The organism is Shewanella scandinavica (assembly GCF_031932065.1).
Classification (GTDB): Bacteria; Pseudomonadota; Gammaproteobacteria; order Enterobacterales; family Shewanellaceae; genus Shewanella; species Shewanella baltica.
Genome location: NZ_JAUOES010000021.1, coordinates 65,734 through 82,082 on the forward strand (window position 1 = coordinate 65,734; position 16,349 = coordinate 82,082).

Genomic DNA, 16,349 nt, shown 5'->3' on the forward strand with positions numbered 1-16,349 from the left:
AACACGGCTTAAATCGATCTTATTTGTTTCAATTGATTTAAATTCAAACGAAATAAAGTTCAACTTAAAAGCGCCATTGATAACCTAAATAGCTAATACGTCCATTTTCCGATCGAATTCCGCTATTTGATGCTGTCGTGACTAATGTCTCATCTAAGAGGTTTTCTATCCGAAAATAAATCTCATGGTGACGGTTAAAATGATAATTCGCCGCTAAATCTACCCGCCATTGTGCAGCGACAGGCTGTAATTCGGCGCCAAATTGGCCCATTTCCCGCTCCGATTGATAAAAGACATTCGCGTTCAGTTCATATTCGGCATACTTCATTCCAGCACTCAACTGCAGCTGCTGCTCGGGTAACCACGCCACCCTATCGCCAGCCACGACGCAGCCTTGAATTTCATTGCAGCTATTGGTTTGATACTCGGCATTTGAATACTGATAATTCAATGCTAAAGGTAACTGCACGCTGCCCAGTTCCCACTGATAGCCAAGATTCAGCTCAACCCCTTTGGTCAGCACATCCACGACATTGCCTTGAACCCACAAACGACTGTCGGCACATTGAGTATACGCATCGCAATTGACATGCAGATTATCAAAATCTTGGACGTAGGTTTTGATGTCTGCACTAAAATGCTCGCTGGCATATTGGGCGCTGACTTGATATTGCAGCGACACTTGTGCCTCTTGCTCAAGATTCCCCGCACTCGCGGCGGTCCATGAGCGTCGAATATCCGTACTAAAGCGCCAATCTCCAGCATGATATAAAACGCCAAGTTGTGGCATCCAATCGCTGTCGGAAAAATCTGCCGCTTCGAGTCCGGCGTAGGCTAGATTGACCTCGCGATTGACGTCCACTTTTTCATAGGCAAGCGCGAGTTTGAGCTGCAATCCGTCCCAATTAAACAAGGAATCGATGGCCGAGGTGAATGCGGTCGCATCATCGGTATATGCCAACAGCGCATCGGGCGCATCACTCACTAGACTCAAGTCCTGCTGCCATAGACTTTGCTGTTCACCAAGGTGCATCTCGGCTTTATCCGTATGATAACGGGCACTCAAGCTAATTTGATGGGCGCCATATTGATTCACCGACTCAGTTTGTACCCCAAAGGAGCTGAAATCATTGTCTTGTTGTAAGGAGGCGACCGCGACGCCATCGACTGTCGGCTGCCGTTCAAATGCGGCCAGCGCTGCTAAACTCTGGGTATCGAGCATTTGCCCATCAAATTGATTAAGTTGATTTAATTGCTGCGAATAGGATTGATAATAAAAGTCAGTGATGACCTTATGCCCACCACTTAACGCAACTTGGTGTGACAATTGATACTTATGGTGTCGCCCTTGATGCTTATCTGCCGCCGTGGCCGAATACAAACTCATAGGATCTTGTTGCCAATCTGCTGGCGTTAAACCGAGTTGGGAGCGATTGCTATCATCATCGAGGAACTGATAGGTAAACTCAGTCACCTGTGGACTTCGGGCACCTAATAAACTCGCAGCATTGATTTTAAATAAGATATCAGTGGTTTGGCGGTCAATATCTTGACCATTGAGTAAGTGATCGGCGCCGCTACCATCGCTGTAGTTAACCGCGAGTATCATGCCGTATTCTTTTTGCTTCACGCCCCAATTCACATCGACACTGTAGTCAGCATCCGTATTGCCTTCGAGCGTTACCTTACTGTTTTCCGCTTGCTCGGCTACAGGTAAAGTTTGATAACTCACCACCCCAAACGCCCCTTGCCCACCAACAGCCATGTTCGCCATTGGCGTGACTGTGACACTCTGTTGTTGCAGCAGATTGGGTAATAGTTGTAATTGCGGTGCAGAATAAGGCGCAGGTGAGAAATACACTCTATCTTGCAATATGGCCACGCCTTGACTCGCGCTGCGCATACTAATGCTTGCTGGATTTCCGTTAAGATCCGCAGGTAAAACCGTCAAAGCCGTTAACTGGCCTAACGCTAAACTGTCAGCAGTGGAGTGGAATGTGTCATTGAGCTGATTCAGTTCAAGCATTTGACTGTGGAAATCATCGGCGAACGTTGTGTTAGAACAGGCAAGAGATACAGAAATTGCACAGAGTGATACTGTGAAGTAACGACTAGGCATACCAAGCTCCCAAAAATTTTGTTAGCGTACGGTGTTTTTGTTATTAACTTGTAAAATAGCTGAATTTGTTTGAAAAAAAAAGCGACTCTCGTCGCTTTCTCTCATTAACTTTAGGAAACTGAATTTACTGGCTAAGCACTCTTATACAAGTAAGAGTGCAAACCGTTACAGATTACCTAGAATTTCGTCGCTTAATTTCAAATCATCATTGCGATTCACACTCACGCCAGCCGCAATAATATTACGGGCGATATCTTGTGCCTGCTCTAACGAATGCATCTCATACGTACCGCATTGGTATTCGTTCAGCTCAGGGATTTCAGACTGCTCAACCACTTTAAGCACATTTTCCATCGAAGCTAACCACGCATCGGCCACTTGGCGCTCAGTCGGCTCTCCAATCAAACTCATATAAAAGCCGGTACGACATCCCATTGGCGAAATATCGATGATCTCAACATTGCTACCATTTAAATGGTCACGCATAAAGCCAGCAAATAAATGCTCCAGAGTGTGAATACCACGCTCACTGAGAATATCTTTATTCGGTGCGCAAAAACGTAGATCGAATACCGTAATCGCATCGCCCTTTGGCGTGCTCATGTGCTTAGCAACACGAACTGCTGGGGCATTCATTCGAGTATGATCGACGGTAAAGCTATCAAGTAATGGCATAGGGATCTCCAAATTCTCAGGGCGACATCAACGCCACTGTAACTGTCTATTTATGGCTTGCAAGCATAACACCAAATGAATTACGCCGATAACAAGATAATTTAAGATGAAATCATCTCATATAAATCAGCTGTTAATGTGACAGTGAGTGCTAAAAACGGCACGCATTTAGTGTTGACGCTGTTGGCTGTAAGCATCCTCAGATATTTTATGATACTGGCGTACACCTTGCTCGTAGGCGTGATAGGCGGCGTACACTTTGCGCATTAAAGGATCTTGATTAGCTTGCTCTTCAATCACTTGTTTAGAAATTTTCTCAAGTTCCAACAACACTTTCGGTGGAAACGCTTTAAGCACCACCCCTTCATCATTCACTAAGGTTTCAAGGGCGGCCACGTTTCGGGTCGTGTATTCATCGAGCATATCTTGATTAATGGCTCTCGCCGCGACTTTAACTATGGCTTGTAAATCTTGAGGTAAACTCTCGAAGGCGGCTTTATTAATCAAGAATTCCATATTAGAACCCGGCTCATGCCAACCAGGGTAATAGTAGTACTTCGCCACTTTATGTAGACCGAAGGCAAGGTCGTTCAATGGCCCCACCCACTCAGCCGCATCAATCGAGCCAGTTTGTAGCGCACCATAGAGTTCACGCCCCGCCATATTCACAGGAATAGCGCCGACACGCTTTAACACTTCGCCGCCCAAGCCCGGCATACGGATCTTCAGCCCCTTAAAATCGGCAATCGTATTAATCGGTTTATTGAACCAGCCGCCCATTTGCATGCCCGTATTGCCACCCGCGAGGGGAATGATGCCAAAGGGGCGATACACTTCTTCCCACAACGCCATGCCACCGCCGTAGTGAAGCCAGCCGTTCATTTCTTGCGCTGTCATACCAAAGGGAATCGATGAAAAAAACTGCGCAGCGGGCGCCTTACCTTTCCAGTAATAAGAAGCGGCATGGGCCATTTGAATTTTTCCCTGACTCACGCCATCAAAGATGGCAAACGCTGGCATCAATTCCCCCGCGCCATAAACCTGAATTTTTAACCGACCGTTAGACATGTCATCGACTAAATGCGCAAAACGCTCAGGTGCCATACCTAAACCGGGGAAGTTTTTGGGCCAAGAGGTTGCAAGGCGCCATTCAATTGCGGGGATAGCTTGGGGATCATCCGTTGCTGCATGGGAAAAGGCTACGTTTTGCGCATCACTAGCTACGGGGTTACAACCGCTCAGCGCCATCAGCAGCATTAAGACGAGCACACTCCCAAACTTACGCATTTTTAATACTCTCCCTGAAATAAAACGAACCCATAGTGCCAATAGACGTGAACATGCTCTCAGGACAGAGCTCCGCAATCGCATCACCCAAACCCTTAAAATAGAACATATTGTTAACACAGAAACGCCTATAGGGAAACCAGAAACTCGGGCACAGAAACCAGAAAATGACCTTAGTTTGACCTAAAACAAAAAGCCACTCGATGAGGAGTGGCCTTGGGATCTAAACTAATTAACTTTGTAGAGCTGATTAATTAGTCTATTGATTAACTGCAATAATTTTTAATTAACCGCGACAATTTGGCGTATTAGGCACTTGTGCATTCGCATCCCATTCACTTTGAGTGAAAGTGTGAATTGACAAGGCATGCACGCCATTAGCTAGCTCATGGGCTAAGTGAGTGTTAACCAATCGATGACGGGCCAAGAGGCGTAAACCATCAAACTGCTCGCTCACGAGCACAACTTTGAAATGGGTTTCTGAATTCGGTGGCACATGGTGACGATTACTTTCGTTGATCACTTCTAAGTGCGTCGGCGAGAAGCCTTCGGTTAACTTCTGCGTGATAGTGTTAGCCACTGTGCCCTGCGCATGAGTATTGGACATATTCGAGTCTCAGAATGGGGAAATCCAGTGGCCGCAGAGTACTGCTTCAGGTGGAAAAGATCAAATTCACTTATTCAGTTTGCTGATCTACGACCACATTATATCTCACCTTATTTGGCAGGCAGTCCGCAGCCACAAACAGTTAACAGTAGGCATTTAACAACGGGCATTTAGCCATGGAAATTAACGATGAGTTGTCTAAAGGTGTAGTTCCAGCGGGGCTCCTTTATTTTCAAGCGTTTAGGTAAGCTGTGTAACCAGTCGTTTTGCATGGGCCAATGCATGATGAGCAGATCGCCGCTGTGCAAACTGATGTTGTACTTGGTTTGGCTGTGTTTATGCTTAAGCACAAAATCCCGCGTGGCGCCTAAGGTAATAGACGCAATATGGCTACCATGGGCAATTTCTGGTTCATCATCGCTGTGGGCTCCCATGCAATCTTTACCATCTGCGTAGCGATTGACTAATACCCCATTGCTGGTCAATCCATAATCCCGCGTTAACTTTTCCCTCAACTTATTGGCATATTTAGGCCAAGGTAAGGCGCGGATAAACAGTCCTGAATATAAATAGTCACAGCCCAAATCGCCAAACCACACTTGCTGGCGGGGAATCGCGTGAAACTGACCGAATACTTGGATTTCAGGGCGACTTAAGGGATAAGTCTGCGCTTCTTTTATCAGCACTGCTTGCTGCTCAGCATTAAGATAACCCCGCACTAAGGTGATTGGCGGTGTGGGTTGCTCAGTCTTGTTCAAACCGTGATCGGTAAGGTTCAAACTTAGCTGTAAATCAAGACCCGCGTCATCATCAAGCTCAGAAAACAAATCGTAACCTTGGTTATCACGCCGCTCATTATCTTTAGCCATCAACCTACTTGTCCCCCGCAACTATCGATCCGTTTGCTTGCCGCTTCGTCCATAGCAGGGCTAACATTCGCTCTTGATGCTGAGCCGTCGCACTAAGCCATGAAATCTGCGATAATCTGCGCCTTAATTTATTGGCGCAGTGTGGCACATGACAACACAATTTTCAGTAGCGGGTGTTGAACTCGAACTTTTACGGTATCCAGCTCAGCAAGAATCTAATCTTCAAGCTTGGGATGCCGCCGATGAACACTTACTCAAAAGCCTTATTGAGTCAGAGCAAGCCGCCGTGCCAACCGCCATTATCAACGACAGTTTCGGCGCCTTAAGCTGTGGTGTATCGAAACTGAATCCAAGTTGGCCACTGTGTGTTGAAACCGATGCCAGAACCAGCTTTTTAGGCACAGAGCAAAACCATGGCAGCAATCAGTTGCCGCTGGATAACCTGCAATGGTTTACCAGCCGCGATACCTTGCCAGAAAACTTAGCCTTAGTATTGATGAAGTTGCCTAAAAACTTAAGCTACTTTGCCCACCAGCTAACACGCTTATCGCAAGTGTTACCCGCTGGCACTCGTGTATTAGTGGCAGCCAAAGCCAAATCGATAAATGGCGCCTTGCTCGATATCTTTGCTAAGCATTTAGGTCCTGCAAGCGCCAGTTTAGCGTGGAAAAACACCCGAGTAATTACCTGTGTCAGTGATGGTAAACCCAGACCATTAGCCAAAGAAGTGACTTGGGCCGTACCTGAATATCAACTTGAGATCAGCAACTTAAGTAATGTGTTTGCCGCCAACAAACTCGATATTGGCGCACGCATCATGCTCGAAAATTTGCCGAAAGGAGATTTTAAGTCGATTGTCGATCTCGGCTGTGGCAATGGCGTGCTGGGACTGCGAACCGCCCAGTTATTCCCTGAAGCTGATATCCACTTTATCGACGATTCCGAAATGGCGGTCGCATCAGCCAAGGCAAACTGGGCTCGTAATCAATTACCTGCAGACAAAGGCCACTTCTATTGGGACGACTGCATGACGCATCTGCCAGAAGAAGTGCAACCGGATCTGGTGCTGTGTAATCCGCCCTTCCATCAAGGTGAAGCCATTACCGATCATATCGCGTGGCAGATGTTTTTAGACGCTCGCCGCCGCTTAAAAGACGGGGGGATTTTACATATCGTCGGCAACCGCCATCTGGCTTACCATGTGAAATTACAGCGCTTATTTAAAAACTGCACCACAGTCGCCTCCAACGGTAAATTTGTGATCCTGCAGGCTAAGAAGTAATGTCAGGTCAAAAAACAGCCTGAAATCATCACAGCCTAATGGCGGTCTGAGGATTTAATCAATCCCCAAAACAAGGAAAACTTGCATGACTCATCACCAAGAAGAGCAATTATGCGAATTACTCGACAATAAGCAAAAAGAGCTACTGACAGCGATTGATAAGCAACTTAGCGCCTGCTGCGATCTGCTCGATAGAACCGCACGCGATACACACTTACATAATGCTCAAGATACTGTCGTCAGCTTATCTTATTTATATGCAGTGCTTCATCAGCACTGCTTCGAGCAGTTGCACCAAGGCGATCCCGAGATTGCGAGAATCGTAGCCAACAACCAAAGTGCCTTAGCGGAAGAATTAAATAAATAATTTGCCTTGAATAAGCGAAAATTCGGCTAACCACCTTGAATTTAACGCAGCCCAAGTTGCGTTAAAACTTGTTTTCTATGTCGCTTTTATGTCAGTACACTTCAACCCAGTAAAAGTTTAGTATATTACTAGTATTAAATACTTAGGATTGAGATATGCCGTTAAAGGATGACGTCGCCCAACTAAAAGCTGAGCTGGCACAATTACAGTCGCTGCATTTATCGCAGCAATCTTCGCTCAGCCGTCAATTGGCAGAATTTTCAACTAAGCTCGATACCTTAAGTCAGCAAATTGCGACTGAAGACGCCTCTGATACCACTGTCAGTTCGGCGGCAGATGCAGTATCGATTGCGGCTGTGCTCCCTGCCGCAGATAACACGCCCGCATTAGCCTATGCGGCACACACACCAATCCTTGAGTCTACTCCCGTAGCGCCTGCTCAAGCAGAACCCAACCCATGGCAGCAAAACGCTGTGCAAGGAAACCCTTGGCAAAGAAACACAAAAAATACCTCAGCAGAACAAGTCGCTAAAACCGAATACCAGGCGCAGGGCCAACAACTGAGTGATGAAGTCAAATTACAGGCAAGCGTGCAAGTGGCGAGTCAATTTGATGATCTGCTATCCCAAGGATTAGCGGCCATCATGGCGCCCTTTGGCGCAATTACCGAACAAATCAAATCCTTCTACCATCATTATCAAGCTAAGGGATTAGGGCCAGTCTTCTTGATGACAGTTGCAGGGATCATCACCCTGACCTTAGGCTTTGGTTATTTACTGCAATATTCCATCAACCATTGGTTCTCTGAACTGGGCAAAGCCCTACTCGGGTTTGCCAGTGCGAACGCTATCATAGCCGGCGGGATTTTTATTCGCCAAAAACGCGCGGGCATGGCGGATTTTGGCTCAGGTATTGTCGGACTCGGACTCATACTTAATTATCTCTGCGCGTACTTTATTGGGCCGTATTTTGAGTTAATTCCCAATAGCGCGAGTTTTATCTTACTGTTATTGATCACTTTGGCGGGTTATGGCCTGTCGCTGCGCTTAGATGCCAAAGTGATCGCCGTGATCGCCTTAGTCGGTGGCTCAACCGCGCCTATGATGCTGTTATCCCAAAGCTATGCGCCGCTATTGTATCTGCCTTATTTACTGCTTATTGGTGCAGGCGCCCTTGCCCAGAGTCGCAAACTTAAGTGGCCGCTGCTACTGGAAATCACCGCCCTGTTGCACATAGGCTGCATCGAAACTTTTAGCCATTTCATTGAATTGCCACTCAGTGACGTTGGCGGCGTCAGTCTGCTCGCGCTTATCAGTATTAATGCGTTCTTTTATCTCTACGGCATCACAGGCCTACTATTTACCAAACCGTTTACCCATCAGGATGAAAAACATAATGCACTGAGCCATCGCATACTCGCCCTACCGATAGCATTGCTCGCCTTTGTGTTATTAGAGTTGACGCAATTTACTGAGTTCGCAGGGGAAATCTTTGCGGCCAACGCACTGATTTGCGCAGCCCTCTATTGGAAGCGCACAGGCAACCTAGAAAAAGCCCGCAGCGGCTTATTGTTAGTCTTTGCAGGAAGTTTTGCCGGATTCGCGGCGCTGTATTTACTCAGCCATGATTTCCTCGGCTTAGTCTTACTGCTCGAAGCCTTATTACTGCTATGGATTGGCACCAAGGAAGAGCTGGTTTCAGTGCGCGCCGAAGCCTATGTACTACTGCTAATGGGATTAGGGCTAAATGCGTTTAGCGTGCTAGATAGCATGGCACTGTTAGAATCCAGCATGTTAGATACCTTATCGATTTCACCTTTATCGGCCTTTGGCTTTTCGCTGATAGCACTAGCCTTAAGTTGCGCCACCTTAGTCTTTACCATTCGACTATTAACATTCACCCATGCGCCGCTTTCTGCGTTAGAACATCAGCTTTGCAGAATACTAAAAGAACTATTAAGCGGTTTTTATGTGGCGACAATTATCCTCGCGGCTTACCTTTTGAGCAGCGATTACTATCTCGCTATCTTGCCACTGGTCAGCCTATTACTGCTGTATTTAAGCGCAAAGGACAAACTCGTTATCAGCGAATTTGCCGCTTGGATCTTGCTATTACCGCTGCTCTTTAAGGTCGTTGAAGGCATAACGCTCACTGACAGTTTTAGCTTTAGCGCCCAGCCGCTTATGGCCAAACTGGCACGAATTGAGTTATTTACCACCTTACTCTTGGCCCATTATTGGTATCGTCGTCACTATAAAGATGCGCTATTTGCCAAAGCCGCTTACAGCGTGCAAATCTGCTGTTATTTGCTGCTGCCGCTTATTCTGCTGCCCAAAGTTATCCGCAACTATTGGGAATATACCGCTATCGCCCTTTGGCTGAGCACCTTTATGAGCCTAGGTTTAGCCTATTTTGTTAAGCATAAGAGTTTGAACATAGAGGCCAAAATCCTCACTTGGCTAGCGGTTATGATGACCGCCTCGCTATGTCTTATTCACGCTTGGCAAGGACTCGCGGCGCTGGTTATTGGCGCCCTGTTTATGGGCTTCACCCTGCTTCGTTATCGCCAATTACCCGAGACATGGCGCCCCTTGCTGCAGCTACAATGGCAACTGAGTCCTTATTACTTTGCACTGGTATTGGCCGTGATCGTTTATGGCTTTAATCATTCAGAGCTAGTCGGAATAGCGATGACAGCGTTAGCCTTAAGTGGTTATTTTGCATTGCTTATCCAAAAAAGTTTAAGCAAAAGAGCTGAAGGCCAAGCCTCACATAGCATGAAGTTAACCCTAGTTGCCGAAATCCAAGCCGCAATAAAGGAAAGCTACCATCTCGCCTACGGCCTAACGTTAGGCTTAGCCCTGTTGCCCATCATGTTGCATTTTGAACTAACACTTGGGCTTAATCGTGATAATGCCTCGTTTGTGTTAATCGAGTTTTTATCGCTGGCACTCCTAGCAAGGCTTATCTTGCAGCACGGCGCAGCAATACGCTTGCATAGACGTATCTTGCCATTACAAGGACTTAAGTGGGGTTGGCATCTGCTACTTGCCTTGAGTTACTTCATGTGGAGTTATAGTTTCGATAGCATGATTGCCGCCCCACTCAGCGCAATTTTATTGGTTATCCATGGCAGTGTGTTGATGTTTATCAGCTTAAAACCACAAAATGCCGATATGATCCGCCTCGCCGCAGGGCTATTTATCCTATCGACGCTCAAAGTGCTATTACTGGATATGGCGTCCTTCGAATTAGTGCAAAAGGTCATTGCCTTTATGCTGATCGGGGTTATTTTGCTGACAGTGTCGTACTTCTACCAGAAGGCGAGAAATCGATTGCAGCAAGATTAACATCGTTTTAAAAGCACTAAAAAAAAGCCGCCATCGAATTGAATCGATGGCGGCTTTTTACTGTTAACGATTTAATAAATCGATGGGGTATCAGCTATTCGACATGGGCTACTCAATATGAACTACTTGCTAACCAGTGCCTTATCGAGCGCCTGCGCCACATCGTTAATGATGTCGTCAATATGCTCAATCCCAACCGAGATACGGATAAGATCTTCTGACACGCCCGCCCGTGCCAGTTCATCGGCATCGAGCTGTCTGTGCGTGGTACTCGCAGGGTGACAGGCCAAGGATTTCGCATCGCCGATGTTCACTAAACGCAGGATCATCTGCAGCGCATCGATAAAACGTCCGCCGGTAATTTTACCCTCTTCAGGCGTGGCCGCTTTAATCCCAAAGCTGATGATCCCAGAAGCTTTTCCGCCAGTGATCTTGTGGCAATTATCCTGATAAGGGCTGCTCGGCAACGCGCCGTAGTTCACCCAACTCACCGCCGGATGCAACACCAAATATTCGGCTAATGCTAGCGCGTTCGAGCAATGGCGCTCCATTCTAAGGCTTAAAGTTTCAAGGCCTTGCAGCAGTAAGAATGCGCTGTGCGGTGAAAGCGCGGCGCCGGTATTACGTAGCGGTACCACACGGCAGCGACCAATAAACGCTGCGGGGCCAAAGGCTTCGGTATAAACCACGCCGTGATAAGAAGGATCAGCTTGGTTGAGTAAGGCAAATCTTTCCTTATTGGCGACCCAATCAAACTTGCCTGAATCGATAATCACCCCGCCAATCGTCGTGCCATGGCCACCAATGTATTTGGTTAAAGAGTGGATCACGATATCGGCGCCATGCTCAAACGGGCGACATAACACTGGGGTTGCGACCGTATTATCGACAATTAAAGGCACGCCATGCTTATGGGCAATCTCGGCTAAACGTTGTAAATCAACAATATTGCCCGCCGGATTACCAATTGATTCGCAGAACAAGGCCTTAGTTTTGTCGTCGATCAGCTCATCGAGGCCTTCAAAATCATCGAAGGCCGCCATACGCACTTCTACGCCTTGGCGCGGCAGCGTATGGGCAAACAAATTGTAAGTGCCGCCATAGAGCTGACTGGTACTGACAATATTATCGCCAACTTGAGTCAGGGCTTGAATCGCATAGGTAATCGCCGCCATACCCGATGCCACGGCCAGCGCACCTATGCCGCCTTCAATGGCCGCCAGACGCTGCTCTAGCACGCTAGTAGTAGGATTCATGATCCGCGTATAAATGTTACCTGCGACTTTTAAGTCAAATAAATCAGCACCATGCTGGGTATCATCGAAGGTATAAGAGGTGGTTTGATAGATAGGTACCGCGGCCGCTTTCGTGGTCGCTTCTGACTCATAACCGTAGTGTAATGCCAGTGATTCAAGCTTCATTTTGACTTCCTTCAACAGAGTGCTGTCCTTGATCCAACCAAGAGGATTGCACAAGATTTGTGCATATTCAACAAGCTAACAGATAGACATCTGGAAGTCTAAAACTTTTTCAACCTCAGCATTTAACTTCTGACCGAAAACCCTAAACAACAAAGCGAGCTAACATAACAGGCTCATATAAAAAGCGAACCTAACGAGTTAGCGCGAATAGTTACGGATAAGTTCGGCCAGCACCACGACAGCAGAGACTATCTCTGGCGAGCACTCGTATGAGGCATTCAAGCGCATAAAATGGCGGAACTCGACCTGATTACTAAAGAGATTTCCGGGAGCAATACTGATCCCACGCTCAATCGCCTCAGAATAAATTTGCGTGGCATCCATGTGTGCAGGCAGCGCTAACCAGAGAAAATAGCCGCCTTGTGCAAAGTTAACTCCCACAGACTCGGGTAGATGTGCGCGCAACAACTGGTACATGGCCAATTTGCGATCGGCTAACTTTTTACGTAACTGCTTCAAATGGCGCTCATATTGTGCCGACTGAATAAAGTCGGCGATGGCAAGTTGCATGGGCGCACTGGTCGATAGCGTCGACATAACTTGCAAGCGTTGTAACTGCGGCGCATGCAGTCCCGCCGCCACCCAGCCGACACGATAACCTGCAATCAAAGACTTAGAAAATGAGCCGCAGTGCAGCACCCGTCCTTCGGTATCGAAGGCTTTTACAGGCCTTGGTGCACTAGAGCCGACATAGAGTTCTTGATAAACATCATCCTCAATTAAACTGACCTTATGCTCGTTTAGTAACTGATAAAGCGCCTGTTTTTTAGTATCCGACAAGCTACAGCCAAGGGGATTTTGATGTTGACTCATCAACCAGCAGGCTTTCACTGGGTAGGTTTTTAACACTTCCGCTAGCGCCTCGAGATCAATGCCCAGTTGTGGATCCGTCGCGACCGCAATGGCCTTAAGCTTAAGCCGCTCAATCGCCTGCATCGCGCCATAAAAGGTCGGGGATTCAATGACTACCCAATCCCCCGCTTGAGTCAGGGTCGCTAAACTTAAGTTCAGCGCCTCCATGGCGCCCGAAGTAATTAAGATTTCATCGGGTGAAATGCTCATACCCAATTTGGCATAACGTTGGGAAATCGCCTTACGCAGTCCCGCATTCCCCGGCGGTAAATTATCGGCGGCAAAAGACGGCGACATGTGCCGAGTGACCTTAACTAATGAGCGCGCCAACGCTTGCTGCGGGAATAAACTGGGATCGGGAAAACCTGAGCCAAAGGGCACTATGCCCGCCTGTTTTGACGCCTGTAAAACAGAGAAGACGAACTCGTTAATATCCACTTTATCAGAGAGATAAATCTGCCGCTGACGGTCGGGATAGCGAAAGGTTTCTGGCTGCGGCGCCACTAAATAACCCGATTTTGCCTGCGCCGTAATCACGCCTTGGCTTTCCAATAGCTGATAGGCATTAAGCACTGTCATCAAACTCAAACCCGAATCAGCCACAGTTTGGCGCAGCGACGGCAACTTGTCCCCCGCCTGCCAGACGCCTTGGGCTATTCGTGTCTTTAATTCCTGCGCTAACTGCTCGTACTTCGCCATCTGTTATAGCTCATTCAATATATTCTGTGTCTGTTATAGCCAGCTTATCCCATGCTCTAATGGCACACAAGCTTTCACCGCTGGGCCAATATTAGGCTCAGTGGACACTGCATTAATGAATGCCTTTGTAACGAGACTCTTATCTCTCGAGGAAATTATGTTTGATTTTGATGCCACCGTACTTGCTAGGATCCAATTCGCTTTTACTATCTCTTTTCACATTATTTTCCCCGCCATCACTATCGGCCTCGCCACTTATTTAGCGGTATTAGAAGGCTTATGGTTGAAAACGGCGAATCAAGTGTACCAACAACTCTATCAATTTTGGTCGAAAATTTTTGCTATTAACTTCGGCATGGGCGTGGTCTCTGGCATTGTTATGGCCTACCAATTTGGTACCCATTGGAGCGCGTTTTCCGCCTTCGCGGGCAGCGTGACGGGGCCGCTACTCACCTATGAAGTACTTACCGCCTTCTTCCTCGAAGCGGGTTTTCTGGGGGTCATGCTATTTGGTCAGCAGAAGGTAGGCAGAAACCTACATTTCTTCGCCACTTGCATGGTTGCCACGGGCACGATTATCTCGACCTTCTGGATCTTAGCGTCAAACAGTTGGATGCAGACGCCCCAAGGTTTTGAAATCGTAAATAATCGCGTCATTCCTGTTGATTGGTTTCAGATAGTGTTTAACCCGTCATTTCCCTATCGTTTAGCCCACATGACAGTGGCGGCGTTTATTTCGTCGGCTTTCTTTGTGGGCGCATCGGCGGCGTGGCATTTACTCAAAGGGAACGATACGCCCGCAATTCGTAAAATGTTGTCTATGGCGATGTGGATGGCGTTAATCGTCGCGCCGCTGCAAGCTGTGATTGGTGATTTCCATGGTTTAAATACCCTTGAATATCAACCAGTAAAAGTCGCGGCGATGGAAGGCCATTGGCGTAATGAGGGCGATAAACCCACACCGCTGATCTTGTTTGCCATTCCTGATATGGACGCAGAGAAAAACCACTTCAGCCTCGAAATCCCAGGACTGGCGAGTCTGATTTTAAAGCACGATTTAAGCAAACAAGTGCCCGCCTTGACTGAGTATCCCGCCGAGGACAGACCCAATGTTTTGTTAGTGTTTTGGAGTTTTAGGGTCATGGTCGGCTTAGGCCTATTGATGATTTTTGCCGGACTGTGGAGCGCTTACCTCAGACGCAAAGGCAAGCTCTACAGCAACAAACACTTTCTGCGATTTGTGTTGGTGCTCGGCCCTGCAGGACTGCTCGCGACACTAGCGGGCTGGTTTACCACCGAACTTGGCCGCCAACCATGGGTGATCCAAGGGTTGATGCGCACGCAGGATGCCGTGTCTTCCCACAGCGTTACCCACCTGAGTATCAGCCTAGGGATTTTCATTGTCAGTTACTGCGGCATCTTCGGTGTGGGTTATCGCTATATGATGCGACTTATCCGCAAAGGGCCAGATATCGCAGCAACAAGCCATTAATTTTAAAGTCAATAAATCTAGTTTTACTTATTCAATCTTAAACATATTTAAGGGCTCACCATGGAATTCGATTTACCCTTGATTTGGTTCGGGATCATTATATTTGCCACCTTGATGTATATCGTGATGGATGGCTTTGATCTCGGCATAGGCATACTGTTTCCCTTCATTCACGACGAGGACGACAGGGACATTATGGTTAATACCGTCGCCCCCGTTTGGGATGGTAACGAAACCTGGTTAGTGCTCGGCGGCGCCAGCCTGCTCGGTGCCTTTCCCCTCGCCTATGCCATAGTGCTCGAAGCGCTGACCATACCGCTGCTCATCATGCTGCTGGCACTGATTTTTCGTGGCGTGGCATTTGAGTTTAGATTTAAGTCGGGCGCAGAAGCTAAGCCATTTTGGGATAAAGCGTTTATGTTCGGCTCTATCACTGCCACCTTTTCACAGGGCGTAGTACTGGGGGCGTTTATCTCAGGTATTTCGGTCAGTGAGCAGCAATTTAGCGGCGGAAGTTTCGATTGGTTAACGCCCCTCTCACTCTTCTGTGGATTTGGTCTTATGCTGGCCTATGCTTTGCTCGGCGCGACTTGGCTGGTGAAAAAATGCCAAGGCGAGCTTAAAACGACCATGCAACAACTCGGCAGAGCACTGACCTTATGCTTACTTATGACCATAGGTTTAGTCAGTTTATGGACGCCTTTTGTGCAGCCCAATATTGCCCTGCGCTGGTTTAGTTTGCCGAATTTATTCTACTTTGCCCCAGTGCCCATACTGGTATTAGCCTGCGGCTGGGCCTTGATGAAATCCTTGCACCGCGATGATAACTATCAGCCATTCCTGCTCACGCTATGCCTGGTTTTTTTAGGTTTTAGTGGACTCGGGATCAGTATCTGGCCACACATTATTCCACCCAACATCAGCCTTTGGCAGGCGGCCGCGCCCGATAGCAGCTTAAGCTTTATGCTCGTCGGCGCGCTGATGATCATCCCGCTGATTTTGGTTTACACCTTTTGGAGCTACTACGTGTTCCGCGGCAAAGTCACTAAAGATGCAGGCTATCACTAGCCATGACTCAGGTAAAAGAGGCTTCCCAAAACGCGACCTAAGCTAATTTGGCTTAGGTCGCTAATTCACTTTAGATAACTTTACACATGCTGGAGATAAACATGACGACCCCAACTAAATCCCTCAGCTATCGACTCGGCTGGTTAGTGCTCATTTGGTGCACGAGCGTCAGTTGCCTGTTCCTCGTCTCCATGTGCATTA

Annotated in this window: 13 protein-coding genes; 6 read left to right on the forward strand and 7 right to left on the reverse strand. The window is 47.5% G+C overall.

The window, feature by feature from the left end; translation table 11 throughout:
* Nucleotides 1–64: 64 nt before the first annotated feature.
* The 5 genes from Q4Q50_RS16905 to Q4Q50_RS16925 form a co-directional block, all read right to left on the reverse strand.
* A complete protein-coding gene (locus tag Q4Q50_RS16905) occupies nucleotides 65–2,119 on the reverse strand; it encodes a TonB-dependent receptor domain-containing protein (protein WP_311900343.1) in 2,055 nt (684 codons plus the stop codon).
* Nucleotides 2,120–2,284: 165 nt separating this feature from the next.
* Nucleotides 2,285–2,794, reverse strand: coding sequence for an S-ribosylhomocysteine lyase (gene luxS / locus Q4Q50_RS16910; protein WP_311900344.1), 510 nt, complete (start codon nucleotides 2,792–2,794; stop codon nucleotides 2,285–2,287).
* 168 nt (nucleotides 2,795–2,962) lie between these two features.
* A complete protein-coding gene (locus Q4Q50_RS16915) occupies nucleotides 2,963–4,081 on the reverse strand; it encodes a TRAP transporter substrate-binding protein (RefSeq protein ID WP_311900347.1) in 1,119 nt (372 codons plus the stop codon).
* A gap of 286 nt (nucleotides 4,082–4,367) precedes the next feature.
* Nucleotides 4,368–4,688: a BolA family protein gene (locus Q4Q50_RS16920; RefSeq protein WP_006080458.1), complete on the reverse strand. Its 321-nt coding sequence runs from the start codon at nucleotides 4,686–4,688 to the stop codon at nucleotides 4,368–4,370.
* Between the two features lie 170 nt (nucleotides 4,689–4,858).
* Nucleotides 4,859–5,557 carry an alpha-ketoglutarate-dependent dioxygenase AlkB family protein gene (locus Q4Q50_RS16925; protein WP_311900348.1) on the reverse strand — a complete coding sequence of 233 codons (699 nt, stop codon included), beginning with the start codon at nucleotides 5,555–5,557 and terminating at the stop codon, nucleotides 4,859–4,861.
* Between the two features lie 148 nt (nucleotides 5,558–5,705).
* On the opposite strand from Q4Q50_RS16925, the gene Q4Q50_RS16930 reads away from it, so the two are divergent.
* The 3 genes from Q4Q50_RS16930 (at nucleotide 5,706) to Q4Q50_RS16940 (ending at nucleotide 10,556) form a co-directional block, all read left to right on the forward strand.
* Nucleotides 5,706–6,839 carry a methyltransferase gene (locus Q4Q50_RS16930; protein WP_311900350.1) on the forward strand — a complete coding sequence of 378 codons (1,134 nt, stop codon included), beginning with the start codon at nucleotides 5,706–5,708 and terminating at the stop codon, nucleotides 6,837–6,839.
* Nucleotides 6,840–6,924: 85 nt separating this feature from the next.
* Nucleotides 6,925–7,206, forward strand: coding sequence for a hypothetical protein (locus tag Q4Q50_RS16935; protein ID WP_006080450.1), 282 nt, complete (start codon nucleotides 6,925–6,927; stop codon nucleotides 7,204–7,206).
* A 155-nt stretch (nucleotides 7,207–7,361) separates the two neighbouring features.
* Nucleotides 7,362–10,556, forward strand: coding sequence for a DUF2339 domain-containing protein (locus Q4Q50_RS16940; RefSeq protein WP_311900351.1), 3,195 nt, complete (start codon nucleotides 7,362–7,364; stop codon nucleotides 10,554–10,556).
* A gap of 122 nt (nucleotides 10,557–10,678) precedes the next feature.
* On the opposite strand, the gene Q4Q50_RS16945 is transcribed toward Q4Q50_RS16940, so the two are convergent.
* Both Q4Q50_RS16945 and Q4Q50_RS16950 read right to left on the reverse strand, forming a co-directional pair.
* Nucleotides 10,679–11,977, reverse strand: coding sequence for an O-acetylhomoserine aminocarboxypropyltransferase/cysteine synthase family protein (locus tag Q4Q50_RS16945; RefSeq protein WP_311900352.1), 1,299 nt, complete (start codon nucleotides 11,975–11,977; stop codon nucleotides 10,679–10,681).
* Between the two features lie 198 nt (nucleotides 11,978–12,175).
* A complete protein-coding gene (locus Q4Q50_RS16950) occupies nucleotides 12,176–13,588 on the reverse strand; it encodes an aminotransferase-like domain-containing protein (RefSeq protein WP_311900353.1) in 1,413 nt (470 codons plus the stop codon).
* A 157-nt stretch (nucleotides 13,589–13,745) separates the two neighbouring features.
* On the opposite strand from Q4Q50_RS16950, the gene Q4Q50_RS16955 reads away from it, so the two are divergent.
* The 3 genes from Q4Q50_RS16955 to Q4Q50_RS16965 all read left to right on the forward strand — a co-directional run.
* The gene (locus Q4Q50_RS16955; RefSeq protein ID WP_311900354.1) at nucleotides 13,746–15,080 is read left to right on the forward strand and encodes a cytochrome ubiquinol oxidase subunit I; all 1,335 of its coding nucleotides are present in this window, start codon (nucleotides 13,746–13,748) and stop codon (nucleotides 15,078–15,080) included.
* Nucleotides 15,081–15,140: 60 nt separating this feature from the next.
* Entirely contained in the window at nucleotides 15,141–16,148 is a 1,008-nt protein-coding gene (cydB, locus tag Q4Q50_RS16960) for a cytochrome d ubiquinol oxidase subunit II (RefSeq protein ID WP_311900356.1), read from the forward strand.
* A 101-nt stretch (nucleotides 16,149–16,249) separates the two neighbouring features.
* On the forward strand, nucleotides 16,250–16,349 hold a 100-nt coding region (locus Q4Q50_RS16965; protein WP_311900357.1), incomplete at its 3' end, for a DUF2474 family protein.